The following is a 16,395-nucleotide window of genomic DNA, read 5'->3' on the forward strand; positions in this document are numbered from 1 at the left end:
ATATCCTTTGATCCGGAGATATCTGAATGGGGAAACCTGGCTGAGCAAACCTCAGTCGGCGTATGGTGAATCCATAGCCATACGTTGGGAACCCGCTGAACTGAAACATCTAAGTAGGCGGAGGAAAAGAAAGAAAACTCGATTTCCAAAGTAGCGGCGAGCGAAATGGAAGGAGCCTAAACCGGCGTGCGTGCATGCCGGGGTTATGGACTGCTAAAAGTGACTCGTATGGTAACAGAACGGCCCTGGAAAGACCGGCCACAGAGGGTGAAAGCCCCGTATGTGAAACCAGAAGAGAGCGAGCAGATTCCAAAGTACCACGAGACACGAGAAACCTTGTGGGAATTCGGGGGGACCACCCCCCAAGGCTAAATACTCCTTAGTGACCGATAGCGCATAGTACTGTGAAGGAAAGGTGAAAAGGACCCCGGGAGGGGAGTGAAAAAGAACCTGAAACCCTGTGTTTACAAGCTGTGGAACCACATTTTAGGTGGAACCGCGTACTTTTTGTAGAACGGTCCGGCGAGTTGCCGGGACTGGCAAGGTTAAGCACTGAAGGTGTGGAGCCGAAGGGAAACCAAGTCTTAATAGGGCGAATAAGTCAGTTCAGGCAGACCCGAAACCGGGTGATCTACCCATGTCCAGGTTGAAGTTTCCGTAAAAGGAAATGGAGGACCGAACGCACATCCGTTGAAAAGGGTGGCGATGAGGTGTGGGTAGGGGAGAAATTCCAATCGAACCCGGAGATAGCTGGTTCTCCTCGAAATAGCTTTAGGGCTAGCCTCGTATTAGTTTAGCGGAGGTAGAGCACTGAATTCTTAAGGGGGCGTCAAAGCTTACCAAGAGATATCAAACTCCGAATGCCGCATAAATGATGTACGGGAGTCAGACTGCACGAGATAAGTTGGGTAGTCAAAAGGGAAAGAGCCCAGACCTACAGCTAAGGTCCCAAAGTGTGTGTTAAGTGGAAAAGGATGTGGGATTTCAAAGACAACTAGGATGTTGGCTCAGAAGCAGCCACACATTCAAAGAGTGCGTAATAGCTCACTAGTCGAGAGGTCCTGCGCCGAAAATGTCCGGGGCTGAAACACAACACCGAAGCTTAGGAATTGACGTAAGTCAATTGGTAGAGGAGCATTCTTAACTGCGGAGAAGCGTTACCGTAAGGAGGCGTGGAGTGTTAAGAAGAGAGAATGCCGGAATGAGTAGCGAGATGGAGGTGGGAATCCTCCAGGCCGAATATCTAAGGTTTCCAGAGTAAAGCTGATCTGCTCTGGGTAAGTCGGGGCCTAAGGCGAGGTCGAAAGACGTAGTCGATGGACAACAGGTTGAAATTCCTGTACCGCGTATTATCAGAACTGTGGGGACACAGAACCGAAGCCAAACCCGGGAATGAAAAGACCGGGGCAAGCGCCGGACTGGTTAGACTGGAAAATCCGTTTAACAACAGGAAAGCGTTAAGCGTACCGAACAAAAGTAGGGAAGTTGGTATAGGGGCTGTCAAGAAAAGCCGCTATTGTGTAATACGTGCCCGTACCGTAAACCGACACAGGTGGATGAGGAGAGAATCCTAAGGCCGGCGGGAGAAGCATTGTTAAGGAACTCGGCAAAATGACCCCGTAACTTCGGGATAAGGGGTGCCCACGAGAGTGGGCCGCAGAGAATAGGCTCAAGCAACTGTTTAGCAAAAACACAGGTCTATGCAAAACCGAAAGGTGAGGTATATGGGCTGACGCCTGCCCGGTGCTGGAAGGTTAAGAGGAGAGGTTAGGAGCAATCCGAAGCTTTGAATTTAAGCCCCAGTAAACGGCGGCCGTAACTATAACGGTCCTAAGGTAGCGAAATTCCTTGTCGGGTAAGTTCCGACCCGCACGAAAGGCGTAATGATTTGAGCGCTGTCTCGACAATGCACCCGGTGAAATTGAAGTACCAGTGAAGATGCTGGTTACCTGCGCCAGGACGGAAAGACCCCATGGAGCTTTACTCCAGCTTGATACTGGGATTCGGTGTCGCATGTACAGGATAGGTGGGAGGCAGTGAAGGCAGGACGCCAGTCTTACCGGAGCCATTGTTGGGATACCACCCTTGCGATATTGGGTTTCTAACCTGCGGCCATGACCTGGCCGGGGGACAATGTCAGGTGGGGAGTTTGACTGGGGCGGTCGCCTCCGAAAGAGTATCGGAGGCGCTCAAAGGTTCCCTCAGAATGGACGGAAACCATTCGAAGAGTGCAAAGGCATAAGGGAGCTTGACTGCGAGACTGACGGGTCGAGCAGGTACGAAAGTAGGACTTAGTGATCCGGTGGTATAAAGTGGGATTGCCATCGCTCAACGGATAAAAGCTACCCTGGGGATAACAGGCTTATCACTCCCAAGAGTTCACATCGACGGAGTGGTTTGGCACCTCGATGTCGGCTCATCGCATCCTGGGGCTGAAGTAGGTCCCAAGGGTTGGGCTGTTCGCCCATTAAAGCGGTACGCGAGCTGGGTTCAGAACGTCGTGAGACAGTTCGGTCCCTATCCGGCGTGGGCGTAGGATATTTGAGAGGAGCTGTCCTTAGTACGAGAGGACCGGGATGGACTGACCTCTGGTGTACCGGTTGGGTATCAAACCCATGGCCGGGTAGCCAAGTCGGGAAGGGATAAACGCTGAAGGCATCTAAGCGTGAAGCCCCCCTCAAGATGAGATATCCCATCGCAAGAGTAAGACCCCTTGAAGACGACGAGGTAGATAGGGCAGAGGTGGAAGCATGGCAACATGTGTAGCTGACTGTCACTAATAGGTCGAGGGCTTAACCAAGTTGGTTTAGGTTGTCAGAAATGGCAGAGGAAATAAGAACGGATGAAAGATATGTACAATGTGTGGTTTTGAGGGTATATGCCTTGAAATAGAGGATACCTCATGGTATAATAATCCTCGATAGCTCAGTCGGTAGAGCACGCGGCTGTTAACCGCGCTGTCGTAGGTTCAAGTCCTACTCGGGGAGTTTTGAAATACTTCTTTGTATTTCAGACTCAGCAGATACGAATTTATAAGGCCCCATGGTCAAGCGGTTAAGACATCGCCCTTTCACGGCGGTAACACGAGTTCGAATCTCGTTGGGGTCATTTGTTCCACCAGGCATATGCAGGGAGGAATGAGAATGCCGATGTGGCTCAATTGGCAGAGCAGCTGATTTGTAATCAGCAGGTTATCGGTTCGAGTCCGATCATCGGCTTGCATTAATTGTTTAGTGAGGTTCTTTCAAACTTAGCAATTAAGCACACTTGCGAAACGAGCGTGTATTTTACGCGACATTGAGCATAGTGTTACCATACTATATTTATGTTTGGACCTTTAGCTCAGTTGGTTAGAGCAACCGGCTCATAACCGGTCGGTCCTGGGTTCGAGTCCCCGAAGGTCCACTAACACTGAACTAAATATTTGAAATCTGGCCTGGTGGCTCAGCTGGTTAGAGCGCCGCCCTGTCACGGCGGAGGTCGTGGGTTCGAATCCCATCCGGGTCGTTTGCATGAAACATTTTGATGCAGCATTCACTACCAGCATATGTTGTATCGTTTCACAGCATGTTACAAAAACGGGATCTTAGCTCAGCTGGGAGAGCATCTGCCTTACAAGCAGAGGGTCACAGGTTCGAGCCCTGTAGGTCCCATTTTCATGAGAAATCATGATATGCCGGCGTGGCGGAACTGGCAGACGCACAGGACTTAAAATCCTGCGGGCCTAATCGCCCGTACCGGTTCGATTCCGGTCGCCGGCATTAATAAAAAAGCTTGAAAGTCTCTGTTTAAGAGAGTTTCAAGCTTTTTTGGTTCTCACTTATATAAGCGAATAAGATCATTCACAAGTATCTCTTCGTTTGTAAGTTGGATTTTATTGCTGCTCAAAAATCCATCCGTTGACTGGATTGTTTTTTCGATCATAGAGATTTTCCATCGTTTGCTCAGATCTTTCTTAAAACTGATATAAATTTCGTTCTCTAAGGGATCATATACGATTGAACAGAGCGTATTCTTCTGGCTGGTCTTGTTTAAAGCTTCGAAGGCTTCATTGATTCCAAAGCTATGAATATGATTCTGTATATATTCATAAGCACAAATATATCTGTCAGCTCCGATCCCATATACCCTATTATAATCTGCTTCCTTAAAATTCCCGTTTGGAAAATTAGTCATGACAATAAAATCACCCGAAACAGGGGTTATTCTGTTTGTATCATTTCCCTCTTCCAGAATAAATGCATCCCCGGTTTTATCAGCAATCATAGTATGCAGTCCTAAATTGGGGAATAATGGATTTCTGGGATAGGAGATTACTCTTTTATTGAGAATTTCAAAAAATTCTGATGATTTTCTTGTTATCTTTAGCACTTCATCAAGAATATCAAAGGCATACCAATCATTTTCGTCACAGCCTGACTGAAAGCCTGGACCATATTCTACGGCCTGCGTACAGATAAAAAGCCCCTCACTGTTCATACCGGCGATATCCCTGTATTTGTTTTCTAACAGGGCTGAAAAGTAAAATAAGTTCTTATCATGATAACTGTTGACTATTAGTTTTAAATCAATTTCATCGGTATCGAAATTCATTCCGTAAACAGCCTTTTTTTGATGGTATACTGCAAAACTTGTACACATTTTGAAATCTCCTTTTCATACATAAGTTTGTGATATTATATGGCTTCTAACTATATGATATCATCAGGCATATTGAAGGTTCAACCTACAACATGTTTCTGATTCTAAAATGTTCCACGCAGGCTTGAGCTTTAAAAGGCAGCCAACCATGACGTGAACCGGTCTTTGTCTAGGGCCTGTTTGAAAATTCATTTCTGCCATCTGCACGCCCCATTTCGCGGGAGATTTGCCCCGAATTCGCTTAACGTAGCCCACTACGCCGCGCTCATTCGGGACAAATTTCCCACAAAATGTGACGTACATCTGACAGAAAGCAATTTTCAAACACACCCTAGCAGACAGAGGGTGGATTACGTTATGGCTGGCTGTATTTTTCGTGCTGAATGAAGTTGGGAAATTCACCTAGACCGGTGCGATTAAAAACATTGTAAAGCTTGCGGATGCCACCAGTTTGCCGGCGTCGTTGGTGACGGTTACCTGATTGACAACGGTTTTCCGGCCTTTGTGTATGGCGTTGGATTCTATATAGATGGTTCCGGTATTCACCCCTCTTAAGAAATTGATGCTGCTGCATTCCGTGACATTGGTGGTCTCGCAGGCGTAAGTGGATATTCCTGCCGCCATATCACAGAGAGAGAATAAAAATCCGCCGTGAACATTTCCGTAAAGATTTAAGGCTTCCTGAGTAATTTCCATGGAGAGTTTCGCGTGGCCCGGAGAGACCTCCAAAAGCCTGGCATTTTCTATGCCTCCGATCGGATGAATATGTCTCAGAATGCCGTCCATTATCTCTGATCTCATGTATGCATACCTCCTCGTTATGAGCACTCAGCGTGCCCCGCTTTATCGGGCATAGCGGACGTCTTTTGGCCGCTTACGTGCGATACATGTCACTGGCGCTTGGCGAGGTCTTTTCGAGCTTAGCGCAGTGACTTCAGGCTATACTATATCATTGCAAAAATCCATTTACAACAGGAAAAAGGAATCATAGGTTTTAACTATCAATTATCGGAATTATCACGGACAGGGCCGATTGGATATTTCCTTCACTACAGGCTATAATGGATTTATCAAGATTGTTAAAAAAATATTTAACAAGAATAAATAAGGAGGATATATCAAATGAGCAAGTTATCCAATGAAGAATTCCAGGCGTATTTAAAACAGATCCGTGAGCTGGCAGAGGGTCCCCTTGAGGAAATCCAGAAGGAAGTGGAAGTAACCAATAAGTTTCCTCAGGAGTTCTACGATTTAGCAATCCAGAACGATTTATATCGCTGTTCCCTTCCTGAGGAGTACGGCGGATACGGTTTGAACGAGCTGGAGATTTTACAGGTTCAGGAGGAATTCTCCAGAGGACCGGGCGGAATGAGAATGCATCTTCACTATGCAATGGATTTAAACTGGAGAATCCTCGACGATTACGGCAATGAGGAAGTAAAGGCAGAGTATATGCCAAAATTCCAGAACAAGGAAGTATTTACCTGTTTCGCACTGACAGAGGCGACAGGCGGTACCGGCGCTGACTTACATACCATCGCAGTGAGAGACGGCGATTCTTACGTATTAAACGGTGAGAAGACACTGATTTCCCATACCGACTGCTGCGAATTTGCTTATGTAATCGCAGTAACCAATCCGGAATCAGATAAGAACGACAGACTGTCCGCATTCTTCGTTCCAATGGACGCTCCTGGATTTGAAGTGATCAACATGCCTCATATGATGGGATGCCGCGGAGCCGGTCATGGCGAGCTGAAATTCACAGACTGCCGCATCGATAAGAAATACCTCTTAGGTAAAGAGGGACAGGGACTGGAGATTGCCATGCACTCCTTATCCGTATCCCGTGCTCACATTGCTGCCAGCAACTTAGGTATGGCACAGAGAATGCTGGAACTGTCCTTACAGTATGCCGCTGACCGTGTAACCTTCGGAAAGCCGATCGGAACCCGTCAGGCGATCCGCTGCAAGATTGCCGATATGTCCATGATGGTACACGCGCTTCGCTGCATGGTTTACGATTTTGCTAAATCCTATATGGAGAATCCAACCGGCGAATATATTGAAGAAAAAGCTGCTATGTGCAAGCTGTACAGCATCGATACAACCAGAAGAGTCAGCGATGAAATGCTGGAGATCTTCGGCGGTGTCGGATACTTTGAAGACTGCAAGTACGGCCCGGTTGAGCGTCTTTACCGTGACTGCCGCGCGATGTGGTTAGAGGAAGGCGCTCCGACTGTACAGAGAATTACAATTTCCAGAAACACCATTAAACACGGCGCTCATATCGAATACGTGGTCTAAAGAGATATCTGACACAAAAGGGTCATCAGGTTCATACTCCGGACCTGCCGACCCTTTTCCATATATGGAGGGAAGACAATGAAACCATTAGAAGGCGTAAAAGTAGTGGATTTAACCACATATCTGGCGGCCCCTACCACGGTTCGCGTACTTGGCGAATGGGGAGCCGACTGTATCAAGATCGAATCACACAAAGGAGATCCAGCCAGGACTCAGGGCGCCGTGTTCAACATGCCGTTTACCGACGACGAGAACCTGGCCTTTGATGTGGCAAACTTAAATAAGAAATTTATCACTCTGAACCTGAAGACAGAAAAGGGGCTGGAGGTTTGTTATAAGCTTCTGGAGGAAGCGGACGTATTCGTAACCAATACGAGAACGAAATCCCTGTTAAAGCTGGGACTGGACTACGACACTTTAAAGGAGAAGTTTCCGAAGCTGATTTTCGCCCAGGTCCTGGGATACGGGGAAAAGGGACCGGAAAAGGATACGGCGGGCTTCGACGTAACGTGTTACATGGCGAGAGGCGGCGTGTTTGGAACTACGGTAAACCGCGGCGATGCTCCCATGATTCCGACCAACGGTTTTGGAGATTTCCAGGTTGCCATGGCTCTGGCGTCCGGCATCTGTGCGGCTCTGTACCGCAGAGAGAAATCCGGCGAGGGAGACAAGGTCACCATCGGACTGCATCACGCGGCTGTCTATGCGCTGAGCACGGGCCTGATCTCCGCACAGTACGGAAACCAGTACCCGAAGAGCAGAAAAGAAGTTCCAAATCCATTTAACAATGTATTCCGCACCAGAGACAACAAGTGGGTCTGCATCTGCTGTCCGGAGTACGACCGCGATTATGAGAAGATGTTCACGCTCCTGGGCTGTCCGGAAATGCTGGAGAAAGAGCAGTACCGTCACTGCGCGGATGTCAACAACAACCATTTGAATAAAGACGTGACCGATGTGCTGGATGCAGCTATTGCAAAGATTGACAGAGAAGACTTAATGAAGATGTTAAAGGAAAATGACATGCCGTGTGAAGCCGCATATGAGCCGCTGGATATCTATGAGGATGAGCAGGCGTGGGCCAACGATGTGCTGACAAAGATTCCTTATCCGTCAGGTGGAAAGATCATGCCGACCAACCCCGTAGGCTTCGCATCTCTGGGCAAACCGGACTATGTGATCGGAGGCATGCAGGGCGCCCATACGGTGGAGATTATGAAGCAGCTGGGATACAGTGACGAACAGATCTGCGAAATCATTGCTTCCGGAGCCGCAGAAGGCGCGACAGGACTTAAACCACTGTAATGAACAACGAACAACCAGAAAGGGGAAAGTGAAAATAACATGAGCTTACTTTACACCGAAGAACAGAAAGCGCTGCTTGCTCTTGTAAGGGAGATGGCAGAAAATGAAATAAAACCTCATGTAAAGGACGCGGACGAGAAAGGGGAGTGTCCGAGAGAGCTGTTTAAATGGGGATTCGATATGGGGCTTCACATGCTGGAAATCCCGGAGGAATACGGTGGAACCGGTTTAAGCTATGAGACTACCGCCATGATTTTTGAGGAGCTGGCAAAGGTGGACGCGGGCTACGCCATCACCTTTGTAACCACGTTCGTGGCGCTTAGAAATGTAATCCTTGCCGGAACGAAGGAGCAGGGACAGTATTTTGCAGATAAGATTGCCCCCGGCGGATTTGCCGGATTTGCCCTGACGGAGCCGAATGCCGGTTCTGACCCTGCGGCTATGCGCGCCACGGCGGTAAAGGACGGGGACGAATATATTTTAAACGGAACCAAGACATTTATCACCAACGGTGCTCTGGCCGATGTCTTCGTGGGATTCTTTAAGACGGATACGGCGGCAGGACACAGAGGCATGTCCGCATTTATCATCGATGCGGATGCAGAAGGCGTTACCGTAGGAGCCCATGAGAACAAGATGGGGCTCAGACTTTCCAACACTACGGACTTGATTTTCGAAAACGTCCGTGTGAAGGCTTCTGCCATGGTGGGACCGGAGGGCTCCGGGTTCAAGCTGGCTTTAAACGCTCTGAACTTATCCAGAGCCTTTGTGGCGACTCTGGCTGTGGGAATCATGCAGCGGGCGCTGGATGAATCCGTGAAGTATGCAAAGGAAAGAAAACAGTTTAACACCCCTATTATTAAATTCCAGATGGTACAGCAGATGCTGGCCGACATGGCAATTAAGATTGAAGCATCCAGGTGTCTGGTGAATAACACCATGCGGATGATGGATCAGGGAATCATGGTACAGAAGGAAGGCTCCATTTGTAAAACATTTGTGTCCGACTGTGCACAGGAAGTGACCTCCAACGCGGTTCAGATTTTTGGCGGATACGGCTACAGCAAAGAGTATCCGGTGGAAAAACTCATGAGAGACTGCAAGGTATTCCAGATCTTTGAGGGAACGAACCAGATCCAGAGAATGACGATTACAGGCGTATTGGATAAGGAATATAAATAGTCACTGCACTAAGCTCGTGAAAGACCTCGCTAAGTGCCAGTGACATGTATCGCACGTAACCGGCTAAAAGACAGCCGCTAAGTGCTCATAACGAGGAGGAATGAAGATGAATATCGTTGTTTGTATAAAACAGGTTCCGGATACCACTGAGATCAAGATTGATCCGGTGAAAAATACGCTGATTCGTACCGGCGTGCCGAGTATCATGAACCCTTTTGATAAAAATGCGCTGGAAACAGGCCTTCAGCTGAAGGACCGCTGCGGCGGAAAAGTGACCGTGATTTCCATGGGACCGCCTCAGGCGAAGGCAGTGCTCCGGGAAGCGCTGGCCATGGGAGCGGATGAGGCGTATCTCGTTACCGACCGTGCCTTTGGCGGTTCCGATACGTATGCTACCAGTTATATTCTGTCTCAGGCGATTCAGATGCTGGGCGGGTTCGATGTGATCCTGGGCGGCAAACAGGCCATCGACGGAGATACGGGACAGACAGCCCCCAGTATTGCGGAGCATTTAGGCGCAGTCAGGCTGACGTATATACTCGATATGGAGGTCGAGGGCGATAAGGTGATCGCCAGACGCCAGGTGGAAGAGGGCGTGGAGGTTATCGAGGCCAGCCTTCCGGTGCTTTGTACCGCGACAAAGGAGAGCAATAAACCCAGATACGCTACCATCAAGGGCGTGCTCACATCCTTAAGAGCAGAGATTGGAGAGATCACTCTGGCGAGTCTGCCGGGTTCTGATACGACCAAGATGGGCTTAAAGGGTTCCCCCACTAAGGTAAAAGCAACTTTTACGCCAAAGAGAAATGCAAACTGCATGAACATTGAAGGCAGCAGCCCGGCGGAGACCGCAGGGACCCTGATTGACAGGCTGACAGAGGCAAAAGTACTTTAAGGACGGCAAAAGGAGGTCGCGAGAGATGAGTTTTGATACATGTAAGGACGTATGGGTATTTATCGAATGCTTCCAGGGTCAGCCTAAAAGCGTGGGCCTTGAGCTGCTTGGCCAGGGACGAAAGCTGGCGGACGGCTTAAAGCAGAAGTTATGTGCCGTAGTCATCGCAAAGGATGTGGATGAGGCGGTGAAGGAGGCCGGCGAGTACGGCGCGGATAAGATTTACGTGGTAAAGGGAGATGAATATGAGAATTACTCCGCTGATGCTTATGGAAATGTATTCTTAAAGCTATGCGAAAAGTATGATCCCAATACGATTCTGGTGGGAGCAACCGTAAACGGCAGGGATTTGGGCTCTAAGATTGCAGTCAGCCTGCGTACGGGTCTGACCGCAGACTGTACGGCCCTTAGCGTAGACGAGGAGACCGGAAATGTGGTCTGGGAACGGCCTGCATTTGGCGGAAATCTTTACGCACAGATCCTGTGCAGCGAGACAAGGCCGCAGATGGGAACCTGCAGACCGGGAGCATTTAAGAGGCCGGAGAAGGTGATGGACAACAAGCCGGAGATCATCATGGAACCGATCCACACACCGGAAAACGAGATCAGGACTAAGGTGATTGATTTCATTAAGGCATGTGAGGACAACGATATCCCGCTTCAGGACGCGGAGGTGATCGTATCCGGCGGCCGCGGCATGAAGAATGGAGAGAATTTCAAAGTATTGAAGGAACTGGCAGACGTGCTTGGCGGAACGGTCGGCTGCTCCAGGGCAGCGGTCGATTCGGGATGGATGCCGCAGTCCAAACAGGTAGGGCAGACGGGAACCACGGTAACTCCGAAGATCTACTTCGCCTGCGCCATATCCGGCGCTGTCCAGCATGTGGCGGGCATGAGCGGCTCAGGAACCATTGTGGCGATCAATAAGGATGACACGGCGCCGATTTTCGAGGTGGCGGATTACGGCATCGTAGGCGACGTGTTCGAGATTGTTCCGGCTCTTGTGAAGGAGTTAAAGGCTAGTACAGTGTTGCACTAGACAGCAGAGCTGAGGAAGCGTTTCTCGGAGCATACCGCAGTACATGCGCTGATGGCAGGCGTGGTCCGGCAGGATGCACGCAAAAAAGTATAGGAGACGGGTCATGATTGATGAGATGAAGATCAATGCCATCCAGCGGGAAAAGTATCTTTCCGAGGGCTGCTGGAAGGATATCACGCTGCTGGACTGTTGGAAAGAATCCGTGAAGAAGTATTCCGAACGGGAATATGTGGTGGATGACAGGGGGAATCGGTATACCTACCGGCAGATGGATGAGGCTGCGTCAAAAGTGGCGGCCTTTCTCCGGAAGCAGGGTGTTTTGCCGGGAGACGCGGTATCATTCCAGCTCCCCATCTGGAGCGAGTTCGCGGTGGTGACCATCGCCTGCTTTATGACCGGGGCCGTAGCCCATCCCATCGCCATGTCCTATGAGGAAAAGGAACTGATCCGGAGCATGAATTTAACGGAGTCAAAGGTTTACTTCGGCCCCTCCTTTTTTCATAAAACGGATTATGCGAGCCGGATTCTGGCTGTGAGAGAACGCATTCCATCGCTGTCCTGTGTCGTCATCGTGGGCGGTGAGAAGCCGGAGGGAAACGGGGTATTGGCGTTTACGGAAATTATGGACCAGGCGGATACGGAAAAGCAGGAGATCAGACGGACAGGTGAGGATCTGGCGCTGATTCTCTGCACCTCCGGGACGACCAGCGGGACGAAGGGAGTGCTGCTCACCCACAATAATATCCGCTACAGCGAGGAGGTATTTACCAGAGAGCTGGGGCTGACCAGTGAGGATATCATGTTCATGCCTGCGCCGTTAAATCATGCAACGGGCTTCCATCACGGGCTGATCGCTCCCATGCTGATCGGGGCCAAGGTGGTGCTTCAGCAGAAGTACCGCTGCCGCGAGGCCATTGATCTGATGAACCGGGAGCGGTGTACCTTCTCCATGGGCGCTACGCCATTTATCTATGACATTCTCCGGGAACTGGAGAACGGAGGCGGAGAACTGCCGTTTCTGAAGCTATACCTCTGCGGAGGCGCTCCGGTGCCGGGATATATGGTACGGAAGGCGTGGAGCTTCGGAATCCTGCTCTGCGAGGTCTACGGTTCGACAGAAAGTGTCCCCCACGTGTTTGTACGGCCCGATGAGGCCCTGGAATTAAACGGAACCACTTCCGGCCGGCCGGTAGAAGGCGTCCAGATCCGCGTCGTGGATGACGAGGGAAACGATGTGCCGCCCGGGGTGCCGGGAGAAGAGCTTTCCAGAGGACCCAATGTATTTGTGGGATATCTAAAGGATAAGAAGATTACGGACAGCGCCCTGGATGATGACGGATGGTTTCACAGCGGTGATCTGTGCGTCATGGATGAAGCGGGTAATATTCGCATTATTGGAAGAAAGAAGGATATGATCGTCCGCGGCGGCGAGAATTTGAATTCCAACGAGATCAATGACCGGCTGGAGGGCTGTCCGGGAATGGGCGACCACACGGTGATCGGAATGCCGGACGACCGGCTGGGCGAGAGAATCTGCGCCTTTGCCGTTCCACTGCCGGGATTTGAGCATCTGAAGCTGGAGGATGTGACCGGATGGCTCTGTCAGAACGGTGTTCCGAAACGGTTCTGGCCGGAGAGGCTGGAGCTGATTGACCGTATTCCCCATACGGGCAGTGGAAAGGTGAAGAAGTATCTGTTAAAAGAGGAACTGGAAAAAAGAATGGAGGGCCCGGAACGCAATGATTGAGCAGAAATTTGGACCGAGAAGGTGCAGGGATACCAGAAAACCACGCGCGGATCAGTGTCCGGATGTCGTATTTTATCGCTGCAGAAGCTGTAACAGCTTATTTCCAGTTACCGGAGGCCAGGCGCTTGAGGAGAAGAAGATTCTCTGCTGTAATGTGGAAGCAGAGCGCCTGTCGCCGACAGACGCCGGGGAGGCAAAGGAGTTTTTAGAACTCAGTTACCAGATTACCGGCGGCTATAACGACAACGCGGTAAAGGTATCCTGGAAGACGAAAAAACAGGAGTGCGCACCGCAGTGGATTTATTTGAAGACCTTCACGGGCGGTTATCTAAAATACGTGATGAAGGAAAAACGTTCCCCCATGGTATTTGCACTGGCAGACACGGATGCGTTCTGCTACTGCGATGAAGATCCCTGTCTGGAATGCGTGTTCCGCTGTAAGAGGGGATTTACGGTTTACGCATATTCAGAGGGGACGGGACTATTGGAAATGCCGCTGGACAGAATGACAGCCCACTGGCAGACACGGGAAAAGGAAACGGAGAGGTAGGGGAGGTACATATGAAAAGCGAAAATGTCGGAAGTGGTGGGACAGCAGTGGACTGGAGAGCAGTGCTGGTGTTTGTATCCATTGCATTCAGCTCACAGTGCGGAGGCGGTTTTGCGTCAGGCTCCACACCCTGGACTTATTTTTTCCAGAACACAGGATTTTACGGTATGCTTCCGGAGGTGACACAGCCTTACTTCTGCCTGCTGATGCCTCTTGTGGTGGCGGCGATCAACTGCTTTATTATCTATTTTTTCATGAAATTCGCCATGGATTTCAGAACCTTTGACTATGGGAATTTCCTTGAAAAATACGGTTCCAGATTCTGGGGAGGCGTGTTGGCAAAACCGATGCAGATCGTGTATGAGCTGAATTTTAACTGGCTGCTCATCGTATGTATGGCACTGGCCTATTCCACCTCCGGCTCAGCCCTTAAGGAGCTGACGGGGATTCCGTACATATGGACCACATTTATTGTGGGAGTTATCATGTTTCTTCTCTGTATGAAAGGCACGGAGCTGGTCCGCAAGAACGCGGTGTTCATGAGTGCTGTTATCTTTATCGCCCTGGTTATTGTTCACGTTCCAAATCTTATTTTCAATATCGGGAGCGGAAAACTGGCAAATGAGATGGCTGTTATGAGCAGCAGCATGGAGGCAGGAATCGCATCGGGCGCGGGCAGCTTTTTAAAATATCTTTTCATTGCATTTGTATGGGCCTATATCTTTTCTGGTCAGAATCTGGCTGGATTCGGCGCGTACGTCAATCATGCGCAGTTGTTTAACAACAAGAAAACTCTGCGCAGGGCGGTGATCCTGTCCGTGATTGTAAACTGGGTATTCCTGGAGATGAACGCCATTAACCTGGCGGGAAACTACAGTGCGGTTTACGATGGGTGGGCAAATGGAAAAGCCGTGTATACAATTCTGGTGGTACAGAATGGCTGGGCGGGCGGCGCTGTCAAAGCGATTTCGCTGACGCTTCTTACCATAGCAATCTTTTTTGCAACAATCTCCACGGCGATCAACTATGCACAGGGCTTTAACGACCGTGCTCTGAACTGGTATCAGAAAAAGACCGGGGAAGATCCGAAGGTTTCTGAAGCTAAGCGCAACCGGCGGGGAGCTGTCCTTACCTTTGTCTATATCTGTCTTACCTGGGTGATTTCCCAGGCGGGGCTTACGGCGCTGGTGTCCAAGGGACTGACCGCGGCATCCTATATCAATTTATTCACCCTCATCCTTCCCACGGTGATGAATGTGATAATCGGATGGCCGGACAGAGAGTACGGCAGCGGCAGGAAAGTGCAGGCCGGAACTAAAAAATAATTGATGGAGGTATTTTTATGTTAGCTACAATGGGTCTTATCTTTGCCATTGCTCTCTTAGTAGTCATGATCATCAAGGGGATTGACATGATCTGCGCAACCGTAATTACGGCGGTAATTATATTATTAAGCAGCCAGCTCAGCCTGTCCGACGGTCTTCTTACCACATTCTCCGGCGGCGCCGGCGGTTTCGTAACTTCCTGGTTCCTGATCCTGGGGATGGGAGGCATCTTCGGACAGCTGGTGCTGGAAACCGGGCTGGCCACAAAAATCGCCAAGTGGCTGACGCAGAAGTTGGGAGCCAGGATGGTGGGCCTGGTTATTCTGATCTGTACCTTTTTTATTACGCTTTTAGGCATCAACGGTTATATCATGGTGTTTGTACTGTATCCGATCGCAGACAATCTGCTTCGTGAAAACAAGATGGACCGCCGGCTGCTTCCGTTCATGCTGCTGGGCGGCGGGGCCTCCGCCAATGGATTCATGTATACCCTGGATATCTGTAACGTGCTGCCCAGCGGTTATCTTGGAACGTCTTTGGGATCGGCACCGTTCTTATCTCTGGTGTTTACCGCCATCGTGGCTGTGTGTTACTTTGTATATTTCAATTATGCCCAGGCTCAGAGCCATAAGAAGCATACAAACGAAGAACTGCTGGCCATGTATACCTCTTCCAATAAGGTAATGAGCGATGAAGAGCTGCCCGGCATCGGAATGTCGGTACTTCCGTTTATTGTGGTATTTGGAATCGTTGTGGCTACCTCCAGCTGGGGAACCTCCACGAGTATTCTGTTTTCTTTGACAGTAGGGATTCTGCTGATTATGGCAACCCAGTTTAAGCATATTGAAAACATCAAGTCCTCCGCTAAAACTGGCGCGGGATCCGGACTGAATTCTATGCTGACCGTGGCTGCGGTTATGGGACTTTCCAAGGTTCTCAGCCTGTCGCCTGCATTTCAGGCGCTGCAGCAGGCTGTTTTATCCATGAATATGCCGGTGTATTTAAAGGCGTATTTCGGGACCGCGGTTTTGACCGGTCTGACAGGGTCTGCAATCTCCGGTGAAACCATTTTCCTGGAGAGCTTTGGCCAGGCGTTTGTGGATATGGGGGTCAATGTCCAGGCCCTGCACAGAATCGTGACAGAGTCTGCCCTGATTTTAAATAAGCTGCCTAACTCTTCTGTGGCGATTCTCACGATGTCTATCTGCGGATGCAGTTTAAAAGAGAGTTACAAGCATGTAATTCTTGGAACCATGATTCCGGCGGCTGTTGCGGGTTTGGTAATCGCTTTGATGGCCACCTTTGGCATTACGTTTTAGGAATTTGTGAGTATGAGAAAAGGAACCGTTCCTCTGTTTCAGACAGCAGAGGGCGGTTTCTTTTGTGTGATTCGGGCGGCGCAGA

General features: G+C 49.8%; 12 protein-coding genes, 7 tRNA genes, 1 rRNA gene and 1 pseudogene (1 of these 21 only partly in view). 18 read left to right on the forward strand and 3 right to left on the reverse strand.

What is annotated here, in order from left to right:
- The 8 genes from M1L66_RS05180 to M1L66_RS05215 form a co-directional block, all read left to right on the forward strand.
- Window positions 1-2,800: ribosomal RNA gene (locus tag M1L66_RS05180) — 23S ribosomal RNA — on the forward strand; it begins 91 nt to the left of the window's first position.
- 114 nt (window positions 2,801-2,914) lie between these two features.
- A tRNA-Asn gene (locus M1L66_RS05185) sits at window positions 2,915-2,987 on the forward strand.
- A 49-nt stretch (window positions 2,988-3,036) separates the two neighbouring features.
- Window positions 3,037-3,108 (forward strand) — tRNA-Glu (locus M1L66_RS05190).
- Window positions 3,109-3,145: 37 nt separating this feature from the next.
- Window positions 3,146-3,218, forward strand: a tRNA-Thr gene (locus tag M1L66_RS05195).
- 113 nt (window positions 3,219-3,331) lie between these two features.
- Window positions 3,332-3,405: transfer RNA gene (locus M1L66_RS05200), tRNA-Ile, on the forward strand.
- A gap of 28 nt (window positions 3,406-3,433) precedes the next feature.
- Window positions 3,434-3,507: transfer RNA gene (locus tag M1L66_RS05205), tRNA-Asp, on the forward strand.
- Between the two features lie 73 nt (window positions 3,508-3,580).
- Window positions 3,581-3,653: transfer RNA gene (locus tag M1L66_RS05210), tRNA-Val, on the forward strand.
- Between the two features lie 22 nt (window positions 3,654-3,675).
- Window positions 3,676-3,761: transfer RNA gene (locus M1L66_RS05215), tRNA-Leu, on the forward strand.
- 55 nt (window positions 3,762-3,816) lie between these two features.
- Here M1L66_RS05215 and M1L66_RS05220 read toward each other — a convergent pair.
- Together M1L66_RS05220 and M1L66_RS05225 are read right to left on the reverse strand one after the other, a co-directional pair.
- Window positions 3,817-4,641 carry a linear amide C-N hydrolase gene (locus tag M1L66_RS05220; RefSeq protein ID WP_434691362.1) on the reverse strand — a complete coding sequence of 275 codons (825 nt, stop codon included), beginning with the start codon at window positions 4,639-4,641 and terminating at the stop codon, window positions 3,817-3,819.
- Between the two features lie 63 nt (window positions 4,642-4,704).
- Window positions 4,705-4,944 (reverse strand): DUF6783 domain-containing protein, encoded by a 240-nt coding sequence (locus M1L66_RS05225; protein WP_434694195.1) that lies wholly within the window; start codon window positions 4,942-4,944, stop codon window positions 4,705-4,707.
- On the opposite strand from M1L66_RS05225, the pseudogene M1L66_RS05230 reads away from it, so the two are divergent.
- Window positions 4,882-5,028, forward strand: a pseudogene (locus M1L66_RS05230) (DUF6783 domain-containing protein); the annotation flags it as partial. The gene M1L66_RS05225 and the pseudogene M1L66_RS05230 overlap by 63 nt on opposite strands.
- A gap of 15 nt (window positions 5,029-5,043) precedes the next feature.
- Here the strand turns inward: M1L66_RS05230 and M1L66_RS05235 are convergent.
- Entirely contained in the window at window positions 5,044-5,442 is a 399-nt protein-coding gene (locus M1L66_RS05235) for a PaaI family thioesterase (protein WP_434691364.1), read from the reverse strand.
- 321 nt (window positions 5,443-5,763) lie between these two features.
- Between M1L66_RS05235 and M1L66_RS05240 the strand changes: the two genes are divergently transcribed.
- The 9 genes from M1L66_RS05240 to M1L66_RS05280 all read left to right on the forward strand — a co-directional run bounded on the left by M1L66_RS05240 (window position 5,764) and on the right by M1L66_RS05280 (window position 16,310).
- A complete protein-coding gene (locus M1L66_RS05240) occupies window positions 5,764-6,948 on the forward strand; it encodes an acyl-CoA dehydrogenase family protein (RefSeq protein WP_002601501.1) in 1,185 nt (394 codons plus the stop codon).
- Window positions 6,949-7,026: 78 nt separating this feature from the next.
- Complete coding sequence (locus M1L66_RS05245; RefSeq protein WP_187024182.1) at window positions 7,027-8,253, forward strand: CaiB/BaiF CoA transferase family protein; 1,227 nt, start codon at window positions 7,027-7,029, stop codon at window positions 8,251-8,253.
- A 39-nt stretch (window positions 8,254-8,292) separates the two neighbouring features.
- The gene (locus M1L66_RS05250) at window positions 8,293-9,435 is read left to right on the forward strand and encodes an acyl-CoA dehydrogenase family protein (protein WP_434691368.1); all 1,143 of its coding nucleotides are present in this window, start codon (window positions 8,293-8,295) and stop codon (window positions 9,433-9,435) included.
- 106 nt (window positions 9,436-9,541) lie between these two features.
- On the forward strand, window positions 9,542-10,330 hold the full coding sequence (locus tag M1L66_RS05255) for an electron transfer flavoprotein subunit beta/FixA family protein (RefSeq protein WP_187024184.1): 789 nt from the start codon (window positions 9,542-9,544) through the stop codon (window positions 10,328-10,330).
- Window positions 10,331-10,355: 25 nt separating this feature from the next.
- On the forward strand, window positions 10,356-11,369 hold the full coding sequence (locus M1L66_RS05260) for an electron transfer flavoprotein subunit alpha/FixB family protein (protein ID WP_434691371.1): 1,014 nt from the start codon (window positions 10,356-10,358) through the stop codon (window positions 11,367-11,369).
- Window positions 11,370-11,472: 103 nt separating this feature from the next.
- Window positions 11,473-13,116, forward strand: a complete 1,644-nt coding sequence (gene fadK, locus M1L66_RS05265; protein ID WP_187024186.1) for a medium-chain fatty-acid--CoA ligase — start codon at window positions 11,473-11,475, stop codon at window positions 13,114-13,116.
- Entirely contained in the window at window positions 13,109-13,666 is a 558-nt protein-coding gene (locus M1L66_RS05270) for a hypothetical protein (RefSeq protein ID WP_187024187.1), read from the forward strand. Before fadK ends, M1L66_RS05270 begins: the two co-directional genes overlap by 8 nt.
- 11 nt (window positions 13,667-13,677) lie before the next feature.
- Window positions 13,678-14,991, forward strand: a complete 1,314-nt coding sequence (locus tag M1L66_RS05275; protein WP_434691375.1) for a hypothetical protein — start codon at window positions 13,678-13,680, stop codon at window positions 14,989-14,991.
- Between the two features lie 17 nt (window positions 14,992-15,008).
- A complete protein-coding gene (locus M1L66_RS05280) occupies window positions 15,009-16,310 on the forward strand; it encodes a GntP family permease (protein ID WP_187024188.1) in 1,302 nt (433 codons plus the stop codon).
- The last annotated feature ends 85 nt before the right edge of the window (window positions 16,311-16,395 follow it).

This window comes from Hungatella sp. SB206, assembly GCF_051132295.1.
GTDB lineage: Bacteria > Bacillota > Clostridia > Lachnospirales > Lachnospiraceae > Hungatella > Hungatella effluvii.